This is a genomic window from Streptomyces sp. NPDC091280 (assembly GCF_044768565.1).
In the GTDB taxonomy this organism is placed as follows: domain Bacteria; phylum Actinomycetota; class Actinomycetes; order Streptomycetales; family Streptomycetaceae; genus Streptomyces.
Map to the genome: position 1 here is coordinate 483,532 of NZ_JBIVUZ010000004.1, position 14,523 is coordinate 498,054.

Consider the following 14,523-nt stretch of genomic DNA (forward strand, 5'->3'; position numbering starts at 1 on the left):
CCCAGAGATTCTGGGGGCCCTTCCCGTGCGCCTCCTCACACCGCGGCGATCCGCCGCACCGTGTCCGCGATCGTGTCCCGCGAGGGCAGCCAGACATGCTCCAACGAGGGGGCGTACGGCGCCGGGACGGACGGCGGTGCCACGCGGGTGACCGGGGCGTCCAGGTGCCAGAAGCCCTCGTCGACGGCCATCGCGGAGAGTTCGGCGCCGACGCCGAAGTCCCGTACCGCCTCGTGCGCGATGACCAGCCGGTTGGTCTTGGCGAGGGAGGCGAGGACGGTGTCGCGGTCCAGCGGGGCGATCGTACGCAGGTCGATCACCTCGACGCTGATGCCCTCGGTGGCCACCAACTCGGCGGCGGCCAGGGCGTCCTGGACCATCCGCGACCAGGAGACCAGGGTGAGGTCGGTGCCCTCGCGGACCACCTTCGCCTTCCCGAGCGGCACGAAGTGGTCGGCCGGCGGCTTGGGGCCCTTGAGGCCGTACTGGAGCCGGTTCTCCACGAAGACGACCGGGTTGGGGTCCTGGATCGCGGCGCGCAACAGGCCGTAGGTGTCGGCGGGGTTGGAGGGCATGACGACCGTCAGGCCGGGGATGTGCGCGAGCAGCGCCTCCAGGCTCTGCGAGTGCTGGCTGCCCGAGGAGCGGCCGGCGCCGAACTGGGTGCGCACGACCAGCGGCATGGAGGCCCGGCCGCCGGTCATGAAGCGGAGTTTGGCGGCCTGGTTGAGGAGCATGTCGAGGCAGACGCCGATGAAGTCCATGTACATGATCTCGACCACGGGCCTCATCCCGGCCATGGCCGCCCCCACCGCCGTACCGACGATGGCGCTCTCGCTGATCGGGGTGTCCCGCACCCGGCCGGGGAAGGCCTGGGCGAGTCCCCGGGTGAGCCCGAAGACGTTGCCGCCCGCGCCGACGTCGATGCCGGCCACGAACACGCTCGGATCGGCGGTCAGTTCGTGCTCCAGGGCCAGCCGTACGGCGTCCATGGACCGGAAGATCTCGGCGTCGGCCGGGAGCGGCGCGGGCTCGGCGACGGCGGCGCGCGGCGCCGAGACGTACTCGTGCAGGGTCTCGGGGGCGGGCTCCGGCAGGCTCCGCGCCCAGTCGATCGCCGCCTCGATCTCCTTGTCGATCTCCTCGTCCACGGCGTCGGCCGCCGCCGTGTCGAGCTGCCCGCGCGCGATCAGCAGCGGGTCGCGCTCCTTGGCGGCGGCGACCTCCTCGGCGGGCCGGTAGCGCTCGGGGTCGCCCTCGTAGTGGCCGTGCCAGCGGTAGGTCTCGGCTTCGAGCAGGACCGGGCCGCCGCCCGCGCGCAGTCGCGCGACCACCCCGGTCATGGTCTGCGCCACCGCCAACACGTCGTTCCCGTCCACGTGTTGGTACTCGATGCCGTATCCGGCGGCGCGCGCGGAGAGCGGGGCGCGATGCTGCTCGGCCTCGGGGGAGAACTCCGAGTAGTGGTTGTTCTCGCAGAGGAAGACGACCGGCAGATCCCATACGGCGGCCAGGTTCACGGCCTCGTGGAACATGCCCTGGGCCACCGCCCCGTCCCCGAAGAACGCCACCACCACGTCACCGGCCGCCCGCAGCTTCGCGGCGGTCGCGACCCCGGCGGCGATCGGCAGGCCCGCGCCGACGATGCCGTTCGCGCCGTAGATCCCGAGGCCGGGGTCGGCGATGTGCATCGAGCCGCCGCGGCCGTGGCAGGTGCCCGCGTCCTTGCCCATCAGCTCGGCCATCATCGACGCCGAGTCCAGGCCCTTGGCCAGCACATGGCCGTGGCCGCGGTGCGTGGAGGTGATGCCGTCGCGCGGGCCGAGCGGCCAGCAGGCGCCGACGGCGCTCGCCTCCTGGCCGATCGACAGATGCAGGAAGCCCGGGATCTCCGTGGCCTTGTAGAGGTCGGAGGCCCGCTGCTCGAAGCGGCGGATCCGCCGCATCCGCCGGTACATCTCCAGGAGCTGGTCGGTCCGCGCGGTGCCCGTGTCGGTTCCGATGTGGTGCGATGCCTGAGTCATACGGTCCTCGCTTTAATGTACCGTTTGGTCTAGCAAACTAGAGCGACGTCCCCGGGGCCGCTTCCCCCAGGCGTGCCGCAGGGTGGCGCCCGTGCGGGCCCGGGACAGTGCGCACGTCGTCACAGCCAGGGGAGAGAAGACATGCCACGACCGCCGGGTCATGGGCCGGGCTTCGAAGTCAGACGCCAGAAGATCATCGACACCGCGGCGTCCCTGTTCGCGCAACAGGGCTACGCGGCGACCTCCATCAACGACCTGGGCCGCGCGGTCGGGCTCGCCAAGGGTGCCCTGTACTACTACATCGGCTCCAAGGAGAACCTGCTGATCGAGATCCAGTCGCGGGTGCTCGGCCCGCTGCTGGCCCGCGCCAAGGAGATCGCGGCCCTCGACGAGGTGCCGCTGCTGCGGCTGCGGCTGCTGTCCGAGTCGCTGCTGACGATCATCTTCCGCCGGCTCGACCACATCTGGGTCTACGAGCACGACTACCGCAGCCTCAGCGGCGACGAACTGGAGATCGTGCTGCGGCAGCGCTCCGACTTCGAGCACCTGATCACCGGTCTGCTCACCGAGGCCGTCGAGGAGGGGACCTTCCGCGCGGTCGAACCGCACCTGGCCACCCTCCAGTTCCTCAACCTGCACAACCACACCTACCAGTGGGTGCGGCCGGACGGCGGCTGGGACGCCGCGTTCCTGTCCGGCGAGTACTGCTCCACCCTGTTCCGCGGTTTCGCCGCGGCCGACCGCGAGCTGCCCGATGTCGAGGCGCTGGCCGCCGAGTTCAAGCGGGCCCGGCCCGAACTGCCCCTCGATCCCGAGGCGTTGTGGGAGCCGGAGGCGGTGTCCGTCGCGAGCTGACCGGATCCGCGGTGCGCCGCCGCTTCGGCGCACCGCGGGACCCGACGCCTCACGCGCCCTTGACGAGGGCCTTGGCGATGACATTGCGCTGGATCTCGTTCGTGCCCTCGCCGATCTCCAGGATCTTGGCGTCGGCGTAGAAACGGGAGATCTCCGACTCACGCACGTACCCGTAGCCGCCGTGGATCTGCACCGCCTGCGAGGCGGCCCGGTTGGCGACCTCGGAGGCGTACAGCTTGGCCATCGCCGCCTCCGTGCTGTGCGGGCGGCCCTGGTCGGCGAGCCACGCGGCGCGGTACACCATCCAGCGGGCCGCCTGGTACTCGGTGCCGATGTCGGCGATCTTGTGCGCGACGGCCTGGAAGTCGGCCAGCGGACGCCCGAACTGCTGCCGCTCCTTGGCGTGTTTGACCGCGAGGGCCAGCGCCGCCTTGGCCAGCGACAGCCCCAGCGCGGCCACGCTGATCCGGCCGCCGTCGAGCACGGACAGGAACTGCCGCAGGCCGTTGCCCTCCTCGCCGATCAGATGGTCGTCGGAGACCCAGCAGTCGGTGAACACCAACTCCCTGGTGTCCATGGCGTGCCAGCCCAGCTTCTTCAGCTTGGTGCCGACCGTGTACCCGGGCGTGCCGGTCGGCACGTAGAAGGTCGCGTAGCCCTTGCGGCCGTCCGCGCCCTTGCCGGTCGTGGCCAGCAGGGTGACGCCCTGGCTGATGTCGGTGCCCGCGTTGGTGATGAACATCTTCGTGCCGTTGATCACCCAACCCCCGTCCGCGCGGCGGGCGGTGGTCGCGATCCCGGCCGCGTCGGAGCCGGCGTCCGGCTCGGTCAGCCCGAACGCGCCGATCGCCTCACCCTTCGCCAGCGGTGTGAGCCAGCGCCGCTTCTGCTCCTCGGTGCCGTACGCCAGCAAGGGCAGCGTGCCGATCGTCGAGTGCGCGTTCCAGGAGGAGGCCACCGACTGGTCGGCGGCGCCCAGTTCCTCCATCACCGCGACATAGGTGACCGTGTCCGAGCCCGCCCCGCCGTACTCCTCCGGCACGAGCATGCCCATCAGGCCGAGTTCGCCCAGCTTGGTGAACACCTTGGTCGGGAACACCTCGTTCTCGGACCACTCGGCCGCGTGCGGCGTGATCTCGTTGGCCGCGAACTCGCGGACCATGTCCTGGAGGGCGAGGGTCTCCTCGGGCAGGTCGAAGTCCATGTCACAGTCCCTTCGGGGTCAGCAGCACCTTGAGGTGCCGGGCCCGGTCGGCGGCCAGGTCCTCGAAGACACCGACCCCTCCCGAGAGCGGAAAACGGCCGGTGATCAGGGCGGAGGCATCCAGACGTCCGGTGCTCATCAGGTCGATCACGCGCGGGATGTCGAAGTTGTAGCCGAGCGTGCCGACCACCGACCGCTCGTAGAACACGAGTTGGCCCATGTCGAACTCGACGCTGCCGTGTCCGACACCGGCCAGTACGACCCGTCCGCCGCGCCGCACGATCGACACGGCCCGGCCCGCGAGCGCGGGCACGCCGGTCGCGTCGATCACGACGTCCGGGCCGATGCGGTTCGTGCGCACGAACAGCTCGCGCCGAACGTCCGTGGTGCGCGGGTCGAAGGCCTCGGTGACGCCGATGCCGAGCAGCATCTCGCGGCGGCCGGCCAGGGGTTCGCTCACGAACAGGCCCGCCGCGCCGGCGATCTGTGCCGCGAGGACGACCGCGACGCCGATCGGGCCGCCGCCGACCACGAGCACGTTGTCGCCCGGCTTGACGCCGGCGCGGGTCACCGCGTGCAGTCCCACCGCCAACGGCTCGGCCACGGCGGCGAGTTCGTCACTGACGTTGTCGGGCAGGCGGGTCAGGCCGGCCAGCGGGACGGTGACGCGCTGCGCGAAACCGCCGGGGGAGGCCAGGCCGACCGAGCCGCTCTTGGGGCAGATGTGGTACTCGCCGCGCCTGCACCAGAAGCAGGTGCCGCAGCGCCAGACGGGGTCCGCGGTGACGCGGTCGCCGATCGCGATACCGGGCACGGGCGCGCCCAACGCGGCCACCGTGCCGCTGAGTTCATGGCCGAGGGCCAGCGGCGGCTTGGAGCCGGTGAGGGGATGGTGGCCCTCCCGGATCATGTGCGGGCCTTCCAGGTACTCGTGCAGGTCCGTGCCGCAGACGCCGCACCAGGACACTTCTACGACCGCCTCGTGAGGGGCTGGTTCCGGTGGTTCGGGTACCTCTTCGAGACGTAGGTCCTGTGCACCGTGCCAGACGAGTGCCTCCATGTTTTCCGCCCCTTTTCGTCTGCGGGTTCGCTGTGGCTTGTCGCGCGGTTTCCCGCGCCCCTAGAGGGCGCTCCTGCGGTCCTTGTCGAGAAATGAGTCCAGGCCCCTGGCCGCGTCCTCCGTGCCGAACACCCCTGTGAACAGGGCGCGTTCAAGTGCCAGGCCCGCCGACATGCCCGCGTCCGTGCCGTGGTCCACCGCGTCCTTGATCGCCTCCAGAGCGGCCGGTGGCCCCTCGGACAGCCGACGGGCGTAGGTGAGGGCGGCGGTCAGGGCGGAGCCCGTGGGGACCACCTCGTCCACCAGGCCGAGCCGCAGCGCCTCGTCCGCCTTCACCCGGCGGCCGGTCATCAGCAGGTTCTTCGCGCGGGCCGGGCCGATCAGACGGGCGAGCCGCTGGGTGCCGCCCGAGCCCGGCATGATCCCGAGGCGTACCTCGGGCTGGCCGAGCACCGCGTCCTCGGCGGCCACCCGGTAGTCGGCGGCCAGTGCCAGTTCCATGCCGCCGCCCAGGGCGTAGCCGGTGACCGCGGCGATCACCGGCATCGGGAGGCGGGCGACCTCGTCGAAGGTGCGCTGGAGCGCGCGGTTCCAGCCGCGGATCTCCTGCGGGCCCATCGCGGCCAGGGCCTTGATGTCGGCGCCGGCGGCGAAGAGCCGCTCGCCCCCGTGGAGCACCACGGCCCGTACCGCGGGGGAGTCGGCCAGCTCGCGTACGCGGGCGGCCAGCTCCTCCCGCTGCGCGGTGTCGAAGGCGTTCATCGGCGGGTTGTCGAGGCGGAGCGTGACGACCGGACCGTCGGTGTCGAGCCGGATGCGTGGCACGGGGAACCCTCCTCGTCTGCGGAAGCGACGGCACCTGCGCCCGGGTGGTTGTCGATGCGCACGTGCCGTCGTAAAGTGCGGCTCATAGGTTTTATAGACCAAGGGGTACACTAAATTATGTGAGTGGGCAACCGACCGGTCGGAATCCGGTTTGCCCCATGAGCCGTGGTCGAGCCGTGTTCAGCGCCGAACACCACAGAGCGAGAGTGAGCCGTGCACAATTTCGCGAGCATCCTCGATTACCACCTGGCGCAGCGGCCCGAAGCCGTCGCCGTCGTCCAGGACGAGCGTTCTCTGACCGTCCGTCAACTGCACGAACGCGTGAACCAGTTGGCGGCGGGCCTGGCCGAGCTGGGCGTCGGGCGCGGTGACGTGGTGGGTCTGCTGCTCTACAACCAGCCGGAGTTCCTGGAACTGGTGCTCGCCACCAACCGGCTCGGCGCGGTCTTCCTGCCGCTCAACTACCGCCTCTCGGAAGAGGAATGGCAGTACATCCTGGGGCACGCCCAGGCCAAGGCCATCGTCACCGAGCCGGAGTTCGTCCGGGCCGTCGAGCGCAGCGCCGGATGCCTGACCGATCTGGAGCACCGGATCCTGATCGGCGGGGACGAGCCGCCCCAGGAGCCGTGGACCGACTACGAGGAGCTGCTGGCCCGGCACAAAGGGGAGCGGGTGGAGCCCGTGGACGTCGAGGCCGACGATCTCCAGCGGCTCATGTACACCTCCGGGACCACCTCACGGCCCAAGGGCGTCCGTATCACCTACGGCAACCTTGAGGCCAAGAACCTCGCGCACATCGTCCACTTCGGTCTGACGTCGGCGGACACCACGCTGGTCAGCGGTCCGCTCTACCACGTGGGCGGTCTGGACATGCCGGCCCTCGGGGTGCTGCACGCGGGCGGCGGCGTCGTGCTCCAGCGGAAGTTCGATCCGCAGGGTGTGCTGGACGCGATCGAGAAGCACCGGGTCACCAATGTGTGGCTGGCGCCCGCCATGGTCAACGCGGTGCTTGAGGTGCCCGACCGCGAGGAGTACGACACCAGCTCGGTGCGCTTCATCCTCGGCGGCGGCGAGAAGACCCCCGAACCGGTGCTGCGGCGGATCATGACCGCGTTCCCCAACGCCTGGTTCGCCGACGCCTACGGCCTGACCGAGACCGTCTCCGGCGACACCTTCCTCGACCGCGCGCACGCGCTGTCCAAGCTGGGCTCGGTCGGTCGTCCGGTGCCGCAGACCCGGGTGCGGATCGTCGACGACACGGGCGCCGAGGTCCCGGCCGGCGAGCTGGGCGAGATCACGCTGCGCGGCCCGAAGGTCTTCGCCGGGTACTGGCGGGACGAGAAGGCCACGGCGGCGGCGCTGCGCGACGGCTGGTTCCACACCGGCGACATCGGGCACGTCGACGAGGACGGCTTCCTCTACATCGACGACCGCAAGAAGGACATGATCGTCTCGGGCGGCGAGAACATCGCCACACCCGAGGTGGAGCGCGTGCTGTACGAGCACCCGGCCGTGCTGGAGGCCGCCGTGGTCGGCCTCAACCATCCCCGCTGGGGCGAAGTCCCGCGCGCCTTCGTGGTGTTCCGGCCCGGTGAGGCTGCCGGCGCGGAGGAACTGCGGGAGTTCTGCCGGGCCCGGCTCGCCAAGTTCAAGGTGCCGGCCCGCTTCGACATCGTCGACGTGCTGCCCCGCACCCCGTCCGGCAAGGTCCTCAAGCGGACCCTGCGCGACATCCCCGCGGAGGGCTGAGCCATGACGCAGTCGAACGACGTGAACGCCCGACTCCGCCTCGACGGACGGACGGTGTGGGTGACGGGCGCGGGGAAGGGACTGGGACGGGCGGTCGCCGTCGCCCTGTCCCAGGCCGGTGCCACCGTGGCCGCGACGGCCCGCACCGCGACGGACCTGGAGAGCCTGGAGGCCGAACTCGCCGCGCACGGCGGTAAGGTGCTGGTGCTGCCCGGCTCGGTCGCCGACTCGGCCGTCGTGCGGGGCATCGTGGAGCACATCACCGGCCGGACGGGACGCCTCGACGCGGTCGTCAACTGCGCCGGTACGAGCCCCCACTTCACCCGCAGCGAGCGCGTCACCGACGAGGACTGGCAGCAGGTCCTCGACGTCAACCTCCAGGGCACCTTCTTCTGCTGCCGCGAGGCGGGCAAGGTGATGCTGGAGCAGCGCTCGGGCTCCATCGTCAACGTCTCCTCGGTGCACGCCCGCACCGGCTTCGAGCGGATCGCCGCCTACGCGGCCAGCAAGGGCGGGGTCGAGGCGCTCACCAAGGCGCTGGCCGTCGAGTGGGCCGACCGCGGGGTGCGGGTCAACACGCTCGCGCCCGGCTACTTCCACACCGACCTCAGCTCCGGTCTGCTGGCCAGCCGCTGGGGCCAACGCATCGTCGACAGCACGCCGTTGGGCCGCGTCGGTGATGTGGAGGAGCTGGGCGGAGCCGCCGTCTTCCTCGCCTCGGACGCGTCGCGCTTCGTCACCGGGACGACACTCACGGTGGACGGCGGCTGGACCGCGCGGTAGCGCCCGCCGTCACCGCTCGGGGGCGGGCCGCACGGTGAGGGTCTGCTGCGCGTGCCCGACCGGGCCGTCCACGTCGTGCAGCACGGTGCTGGTCAGGCCCAGCCCGGTCGGCCCGAACGTCACCGTGGTGTCCAACCCCGTCCAGGCGCCCACGGGTTGGCGGTGCAGATGGACGGTCAGGTCGACGTTCGGGTAGATCCACTCGGTGGGCGGCCGGCGTACCGCGATGCCGTTCGCGGTGTCGACCAGCGCGAGATAGGACGCGAGCGGGCTGCTGGGCTCGCCCGCGACGAGGGTGTGCGGGGTGGAGATCCAGGCCGTCGCGCGGCCCGGCCGGGGCGGCGCGAGCGGTCGTACGTCCACGGAGGCGATGTAGCCGCCGGGCCACAGGGCGGACATCTCCCACCGGTCCAGCTCCTCGGGCGGGGTGAGCCGGCCGGCCGGGCCGCCCGCGACGGCGGAGGTGTCCAGCGTCGCCAGGTACCAGGCACGGGCCCGCACCACCGGCCGGTCCGCGACCCGCACCACGGCCTCGACCAGCTCGATCGTCCGGCCGGGCCGCAGGGTCCGCACCCGGATCTCGCACTCCTCCAGGGCGAGCCGCCCCAGGATGTCGTAGCTGATCCGGGACATGACCAGGCCGGTGTCCGGCCCGGCGGCCCGCTCCCGCTCGACGGCATGGGCGACCAGCCCACCGAGCGGACTGAAGTGCAGCTCGTCCGGGTCCCAGGCGCCGCCCGCGTGGGCCGTGGGCTTGTAGCGGTGCTCGTCGGTGCGGACGTAGTAGCTGTCGGGGACCGGGGTGCCGGTGTTCAACGGACGTCTCTCCTTGCCGGGGCGCGGGCCGCCGAGTGGGGCCGGCCGGACGATGGTGTCTACACCTACACGGTACGGACTCGGTCCGGAACGGCGTTTCGCTTCATGGCGGGTTCCCCTGGTGGCGCGTAACGTGACGCAGCATGAAGATCCTCATCAGCGCCGACATGGAGGGTGCCACCGGCGTCACCTGGCCCGCCGACGTGGTGCCGGGGACCCCGCAGTGGGAGCGGTGCCGCTCGATGTTCACCTCGGACGTGAACGCCGCCGTCCTCGGCTTCCACGACGGCGGCGCCGACGAGGTCGTCGTCAACGAGGCGCACTCGACGATGCGCAACCTGCTGCTGGAGCGGCTCGACGAACGGACCCGGATGCTCACCGGGCGGCACAAGTCGCTGTCCATGGTGGAGGGCGTGCAGCACGGCGACATCGACGGCATCGCGTTCGTCGGCTACCACGCGGGCGCCGGCATGGAGGGCGTCCTCGCCCACACCTACCTCGCCAACTCGATCACCGGGGTCTGGCTCGACGACGTCCGCGCCAGTGAGGGACTGCTCAACGCGCATGTCGTCGCCGAGTTCGGGGTACCGGTGATCCTGGTCACGGGTGACGACGTGGCCTGCGAGGACGCCCTCGGGTACGCGCCCGGGGCGCTGAAGGTCGCCGTCAAGGACCATGTGTCGCGCTACGCGGCCGTGTGCCGGACCCCGGCGAGGACGGCCGCCGACATCCGGGCGGCGGCGAAGGAGGCGGCGAAGCTGGCGGTCCGTCAGGAACCGGTGCGGGGAGGGCCGTTCACCGTCGCCCTCGAATTCGACGCCGAGCATCTCGCGATGGCCGCGACCGTCGTGCCGGGCGTCGGGCGGGTCGGCGAGCGCAAGGTCGCGTACACCGCCGACACCATGTACGAGGGGATCCGGACCTTCAAGGCGGTCACCACGATCGTCGCCGCCGCGGTGGAGGAGCAGTATGGCTGACATCGACGCGCGGGCCCTGGACGAGGTCGTCACCTTCACCTCGGACCTCATCCGCATCGACACGACCAATCGGGGCGGCGGTGACTGCCGCGAGCGCCCGGCCGCCGAGTACGCCGCCGAACGACTGGCCGCCGCGGGCCTCGAACCCACCCTCCTCGAACGCACCCCGGGCCGCACCAACGTCGTCGCCCGCGTCGAGGGCACCGACCCGTCGGCAAACGCGCTGCTCGTCCACGGCCACCTCGACGTCGTACCGGCGCAGGCCGAGGACTGGACCGTGCACCCCTTCTCCGGCGAGATCCGCGACGGCGTCGTGTGGGGGCGCGGCGCGGTCGACATGAAGAACATGGACGCGATGATCCTCGCCGTCGTCCGCGCCTGGGCCAGAGCGGGCGTACGGCCGCGCCGCGATCTCGTCATCGCCTTCACCGCCGACGAGGAGGCCAGCGCCGAGGACGGCTCCGGCTTCCTCGCCGACCGGCATCCCGCGCTCTTCGAGGGCTGCACCGAAGGCATCGGCGAATCAGGGGCGTTCACCTTCCACGACGGCACCGGCCGGGAGATCTACCCCATCGCCGCCGGTGAACGCGGCACCGCCTGGCTGAAGTTGACCGCGCGCGGCCGGGCCGGCCACGGCTCCAAGGTCAACGACGAGAACGCGGTGACCCGCCTCGCCGCCGCCGTCACCCGCATCGGCGAACACGACTGGCCGCTACGGCTCACCCCGACCGTCCGCGCGGCCCTCACCGAACTCGCCGCCCTGTACGGCCTCGAACCCGACCTCGACGACATCGACCTGCTCCTCGCCAAGCTCGGCCCGGCGGGACGACTCGTCGAGCCCGTCGTCCGCAACAGCGCCAACCCGACCATGCTGAACGCCGGTTACAAGGTCAACGTGATCCCGGGCGAGGCCGTCGCCTTCGTCGACGGACGCTATCTGCCGGGCGGCGAGGACGAGTTCCGCACCACCCTGGACCGGCTCACCGGACCCGACGTCGACTGGGAGTTCCACCACCGCGAGGTCGCTCTCCAGGCCCCGGTCGACTCCCCGACCTACGCCCGGATGCGGGCCGCCGTCGAGGAGTTCGCACCCGGCGGACATGTGGTGCCCTACTGCATGTCCGGCGGCACCGACGCCAAGCAGTTCTCCCGCCTCGGCATCACCGGCTACGGCTTCGCACCGCTGAGGCTCCCCGAGGGCTTCGACTACCAGGCGCTGTTCCACGGAGTCGACGAACGGGTCCCCGTCGACGCGCTCCACTTCGGAGTCCGTGTCCTTGACCGCTTCCTGCGGACCGCCTAGCAAGTGGGGGAGAACATGCGGACGTTGGCGTACGGATCGTGGCCCTCGCCCATCGACGCGGCGCTGGCCGCCGCCCACGACGGACAGCCCGAGTGGGTCGGCTTCGTCGGCGACGAGGTCTGGTGGACCGAACCGCGGCCCACCGAGGCCGGCCGCCGCACCCTGGTGCGGCGCCGCGCGGACGGCTCCCAGGAGCCGGTGCTGCCCGCGCCCTGGAACGTCCGCAGCCGGGTCATCGAGTACGGCGGACGGCCCTGGGCCGGAGCGCTCCAAGACGGCGAGCCCCTCGTCGTCTTCGTGAACTTCGCCGACCAGCGGCTGTACCGGTACCAACCGGGCGGCGAGCCGGTGCCGCTCACCCCGGTCTCCGCCGTGGGCGGCGGACTGCGCTGGGCGGAGCCCCGGTTGATGCCCGACCTCGGTGAAGTCTGGTGCGTGTGCGAGGAGTTCACCGGCCCCGGGCCCGGCGACGTGCGCCGCGTGCTCGCCGCCGTACCGCTGGACGGGTCGGCGGCCGAGGACCGGGACGCCGTACGCGACCTCACCCCCGACGGGCACCGGTTCGTGACCGGACCCCGGGTCTCGCCGGACGGACGGCGGGCGGCCTGGCTGGCCTGGGACCATCCGCGCATGCCGTGGGACGGCACCGAACTGATCGTGGCGGAGGTGACCGAGGCGGGCACCCTGCACGGGGCGCGCCCGGTCGCCGGCGGGCCCGAGGAGTCGATCGCGCAGGTCGACTGGGGACACGACGGCTCGCTGCTGTACGCCAGCGACCGCACCGGCTGGTGGAACCTGTACCGCGACCACGAGCCGGTGTGCCCCCGCGAGGAGGAGTTCGGCGGGCCGCTGTGGAAGCTCGGCCAGCGCTGGTTCGCACCGCTGGAGAGCGGCCTGATCGCCGTCGTGCACGGCCGGGGCGCGGCCCTGCTCGGCGTGCTGGACCCGGAGACCGGCGAGGTCGTCGACGCGGCCGGCCCCTGGACCGAGTTCACCGCCGCCCTCGCCGCGCACGGCGACCGGGTCGTCGGCGTCGGCGCCAGCCCGCGCAGCGCCCACGAGGTCGTCGAACTCGACACCCGCACCGGCAGAGCGCGGGTGATCGGCGCCGCCCACGACGACCCCGTGGACCCCGCCCACTACCCCGAACCGCAGATCCGCACCTTCGCCGGTCCGGCCGGACGCGAGATCCACGCCCACATCTACCCGCCGCACAGCCCGAGTTGGGCCGCGCCCGGCGACGAGCTGCCGCCGTACGTCATCTGGGCGCACGGCGGACCCACCAGCCGGGCGCCCCTCGTCCTCGACCTGGAGATCGCCTACTTCACCTCGCGGGGCATCGGGGTCGCCGAGGTCAACTACGGCGGCTCCACCGGGCACGGCCGCGAGTACCGCAACCGGCTGCGCGAGCAGTGGGGTGTCGTCGACGTCGAGGACTGCGCCGCCGTCGCCCTCGCGCTCGCCGACGAGGGCACCGCCGACCGGGCCCGGCTCGCCGTCCGGGGCGGCAGCGCGGGCGGCTGGACCAGTGCCGCGTCCCTGGTGACCACCGACGTCTACGCCTGCGGCACCATCAGCTATCCGGTCCTCGACCTCGCCAACTGGGCCTCGGGCGAGACCCACGACTTCGAGTCGCGCTACCTGGAGAGCCTGGTCGGACCCCTCGCCGAGGTGCCCGCCCGCTACACCGAGCGCTCACCCGTCGAGCACGCCGACCGCATCACCGCGCCCTTCCTGCTGCTCCAGGGCCTGGCCGACGTGATCTGCCCGCCCGCCCAGTGCGAACGCCTTCTGGAACGGATGCGGGGCCGCCAAGTGCCGCACGCCTACCTCGCATTCGAGGGCGAGGGCCACGGATTCCGCCGCGCCGACACCATGATCCGCGCCCTGGAGGCCGAACTCTCCCTGTACGCCCAGGTCTTCGGCATCGACCCGCCCGGCGTTCCCGCCCTGGAGCTCACCAAGTGACCGCACTCCTGCGGCCGTCCCGGCTCGCCCCCGGCGCCCGCGTGGCCGTCGTCGCACCCAGTGGGCCGGTGTCCGAGGAACGGCTCGAAGCGGGCCTGGACATCCTGCGTGGCTGGGACCTCGACCCGGTCGTGGCACCCCATGTCCGCGATCGGCACGGCGAGTTGGGCTATCTGGCCGGTACCGACGCGGACCGCGCCGCCGATCTCCAGAACGCCTGGTGCGACCCCTCGGTGGCCGCCGTCCTGTGCGCCCGCGGCGGCTACGGCGCACAGCGGATCGTGGACCTCCTCGACTGGGACGCGCTGCGCGCCGCCGGACCGAAGGTGTTCGTCGGCTTCAGCGACCCCACCGTGCTGCACCAGGCGTTCGCCACCCGGCTGGGCCTGGTCACCCTGTACGGGCCCGCCGCGGCCGGCGCCGACTTCGTCAAGAACGCCCGCACCCAGGAGCACTTGAGGGCGACCCTCTTCGACCCGGAGTCCGTGCGGAGCATCCGGGCCGTCCCGGGCGGCGGCGGTGCGCTGGTGCCCGGGACGGCCCGGGGCGTCACGTTCGGCGGCTGCCTGGCCCTGCTCGCCACCGACCTCGGCACCCCGCACGCACGGGCCGGCGCGCCCGGCGGCCTGCTGGTAGTCGAGGACGTCGGCGAACAGGCGTACCGCATCGACCGGATGCTCACCCAACTCCTGCGCGGCGGCCTGCTCGACGGTGTCGCGGGCATCGTGCTCGGCTCGTGGTCCGGCTGCGGGCCGTACCGGAAACTGCGCCCGGTGCTCGTCGACCGGCTGGGCGGGCTCGGGGTGCCCGTCGTGGAGGAGTTCGGGTTCGGGCACTGCGAAGGGGCGCTGACGATACCGCTCGGGGTGGCGGCCGAACTGGACGCGGACGCGGGCACGTTGACGCTGGACGAGCCCGCGCTGCGGTAGCCGCCGGCCCACCCGTCGCACCGCCCTCAG

12 protein-coding genes are annotated in these 14,523 nt (G+C 72.1%); 7 read left to right on the forward strand and 5 right to left on the reverse strand.

Going from position 1 to position 14,523, the window contains the following annotated elements:
* Positions 1-35: 35 nt before the first annotated feature.
* Positions 36-2,024, reverse strand: coding sequence for a pyruvate dehydrogenase complex E1 component subunit beta (locus ACIQPR_RS15455; protein WP_403647560.1), 1,989 nt, complete (start codon positions 2,022-2,024; stop codon positions 36-38).
* 141 nt (positions 2,025-2,165) lie between these two features.
* On the opposite strand from ACIQPR_RS15455, the gene ACIQPR_RS15460 reads away from it, so the two are divergent.
* Positions 2,166-2,879 carry a TetR/AcrR family transcriptional regulator gene (locus ACIQPR_RS15460; RefSeq protein ID WP_403647563.1) on the forward strand — a complete coding sequence of 238 codons (714 nt, stop codon included), beginning with the start codon at positions 2,166-2,168 and terminating at the stop codon, positions 2,877-2,879.
* A gap of 49 nt (positions 2,880-2,928) precedes the next feature.
* On the opposite strand, the gene ACIQPR_RS15465 is transcribed toward ACIQPR_RS15460, so the two are convergent.
* Genes ACIQPR_RS15465 through ACIQPR_RS15475 form a run of 3 tightly spaced genes read right to left on the reverse strand, consistent with a single transcriptional unit; the run spans position 2,929 to position 5,968 of the window.
* Positions 2,929-4,083, reverse strand: coding sequence for an acyl-CoA dehydrogenase family protein (locus ACIQPR_RS15465; RefSeq protein ID WP_403647566.1), 1,155 nt, complete (start codon positions 4,081-4,083; stop codon positions 2,929-2,931).
* Position 4,084: 1 nt separating this feature from the next.
* Positions 4,085-5,143 (reverse strand): alcohol dehydrogenase catalytic domain-containing protein, encoded by a 1,059-nt coding sequence (locus tag ACIQPR_RS15470; protein ID WP_403647569.1) that lies wholly within the window; start codon positions 5,141-5,143, stop codon positions 4,085-4,087.
* Between the two features lie 60 nt (positions 5,144-5,203).
* On the reverse strand, positions 5,204-5,968 hold the full coding sequence (locus ACIQPR_RS15475) for an enoyl-CoA hydratase/isomerase family protein (protein WP_403647572.1): 765 nt from the start codon (positions 5,966-5,968) through the stop codon (positions 5,204-5,206).
* Between the two features lie 213 nt (positions 5,969-6,181).
* Here ACIQPR_RS15475 and ACIQPR_RS15480 point away from each other — a divergent pair, with 213 nt between their 5' ends.
* Positions 6,182-7,717, forward strand: coding sequence for a long-chain fatty acid--CoA ligase (locus ACIQPR_RS15480; RefSeq protein ID WP_403647575.1), 1,536 nt, complete (start codon positions 6,182-6,184; stop codon positions 7,715-7,717).
* Between the two features lie 3 nt (positions 7,718-7,720).
* Positions 7,721-8,500 (forward strand): SDR family NAD(P)-dependent oxidoreductase, encoded by a 780-nt coding sequence (locus ACIQPR_RS15485; RefSeq protein WP_403647578.1) that lies wholly within the window; start codon positions 7,721-7,723, stop codon positions 8,498-8,500.
* A 9-nt stretch (positions 8,501-8,509) separates the two neighbouring features.
* On the opposite strand, the gene ACIQPR_RS15490 is transcribed toward ACIQPR_RS15485, so the two are convergent.
* Entirely contained in the window at positions 8,510-9,316 is an 807-nt protein-coding gene (locus ACIQPR_RS15490) for a thioesterase family protein (protein ID WP_403647581.1), read from the reverse strand.
* Between the two features lie 143 nt (positions 9,317-9,459).
* On the opposite strand from ACIQPR_RS15490, the gene ACIQPR_RS15495 reads away from it, so the two are divergent.
* The 4 genes from ACIQPR_RS15495 to ACIQPR_RS15510 are packed head-to-tail and all read left to right on the forward strand — an operon-like array spanning position 9,460 to position 14,493.
* Positions 9,460-10,293: a M55 family metallopeptidase gene (locus ACIQPR_RS15495; protein WP_403647584.1), complete on the forward strand. Its 834-nt coding sequence runs from the start codon at positions 9,460-9,462 to the stop codon at positions 10,291-10,293.
* Positions 10,286-11,596 (forward strand): M20/M25/M40 family metallo-hydrolase, encoded by a 1,311-nt coding sequence (locus ACIQPR_RS15500; RefSeq protein ID WP_403647586.1) that lies wholly within the window; start codon positions 10,286-10,288, stop codon positions 11,594-11,596. The genes ACIQPR_RS15495 and ACIQPR_RS15500 overlap by 8 nt, the downstream gene beginning before the upstream one ends.
* A 15-nt stretch (positions 11,597-11,611) precedes the next feature.
* A complete protein-coding gene (locus ACIQPR_RS15505; protein ID WP_403647589.1) occupies positions 11,612-13,564 on the forward strand; it encodes a prolyl oligopeptidase family serine peptidase in 1,953 nt (650 codons plus the stop codon).
* Entirely contained in the window at positions 13,561-14,493 is a 933-nt protein-coding gene (locus ACIQPR_RS15510; RefSeq protein ID WP_403647592.1) for an LD-carboxypeptidase, read from the forward strand. The genes ACIQPR_RS15505 and ACIQPR_RS15510 overlap by 4 nt, the downstream gene beginning before the upstream one ends.
* The last annotated feature ends 30 nt before the right edge of the window (positions 14,494-14,523 follow it).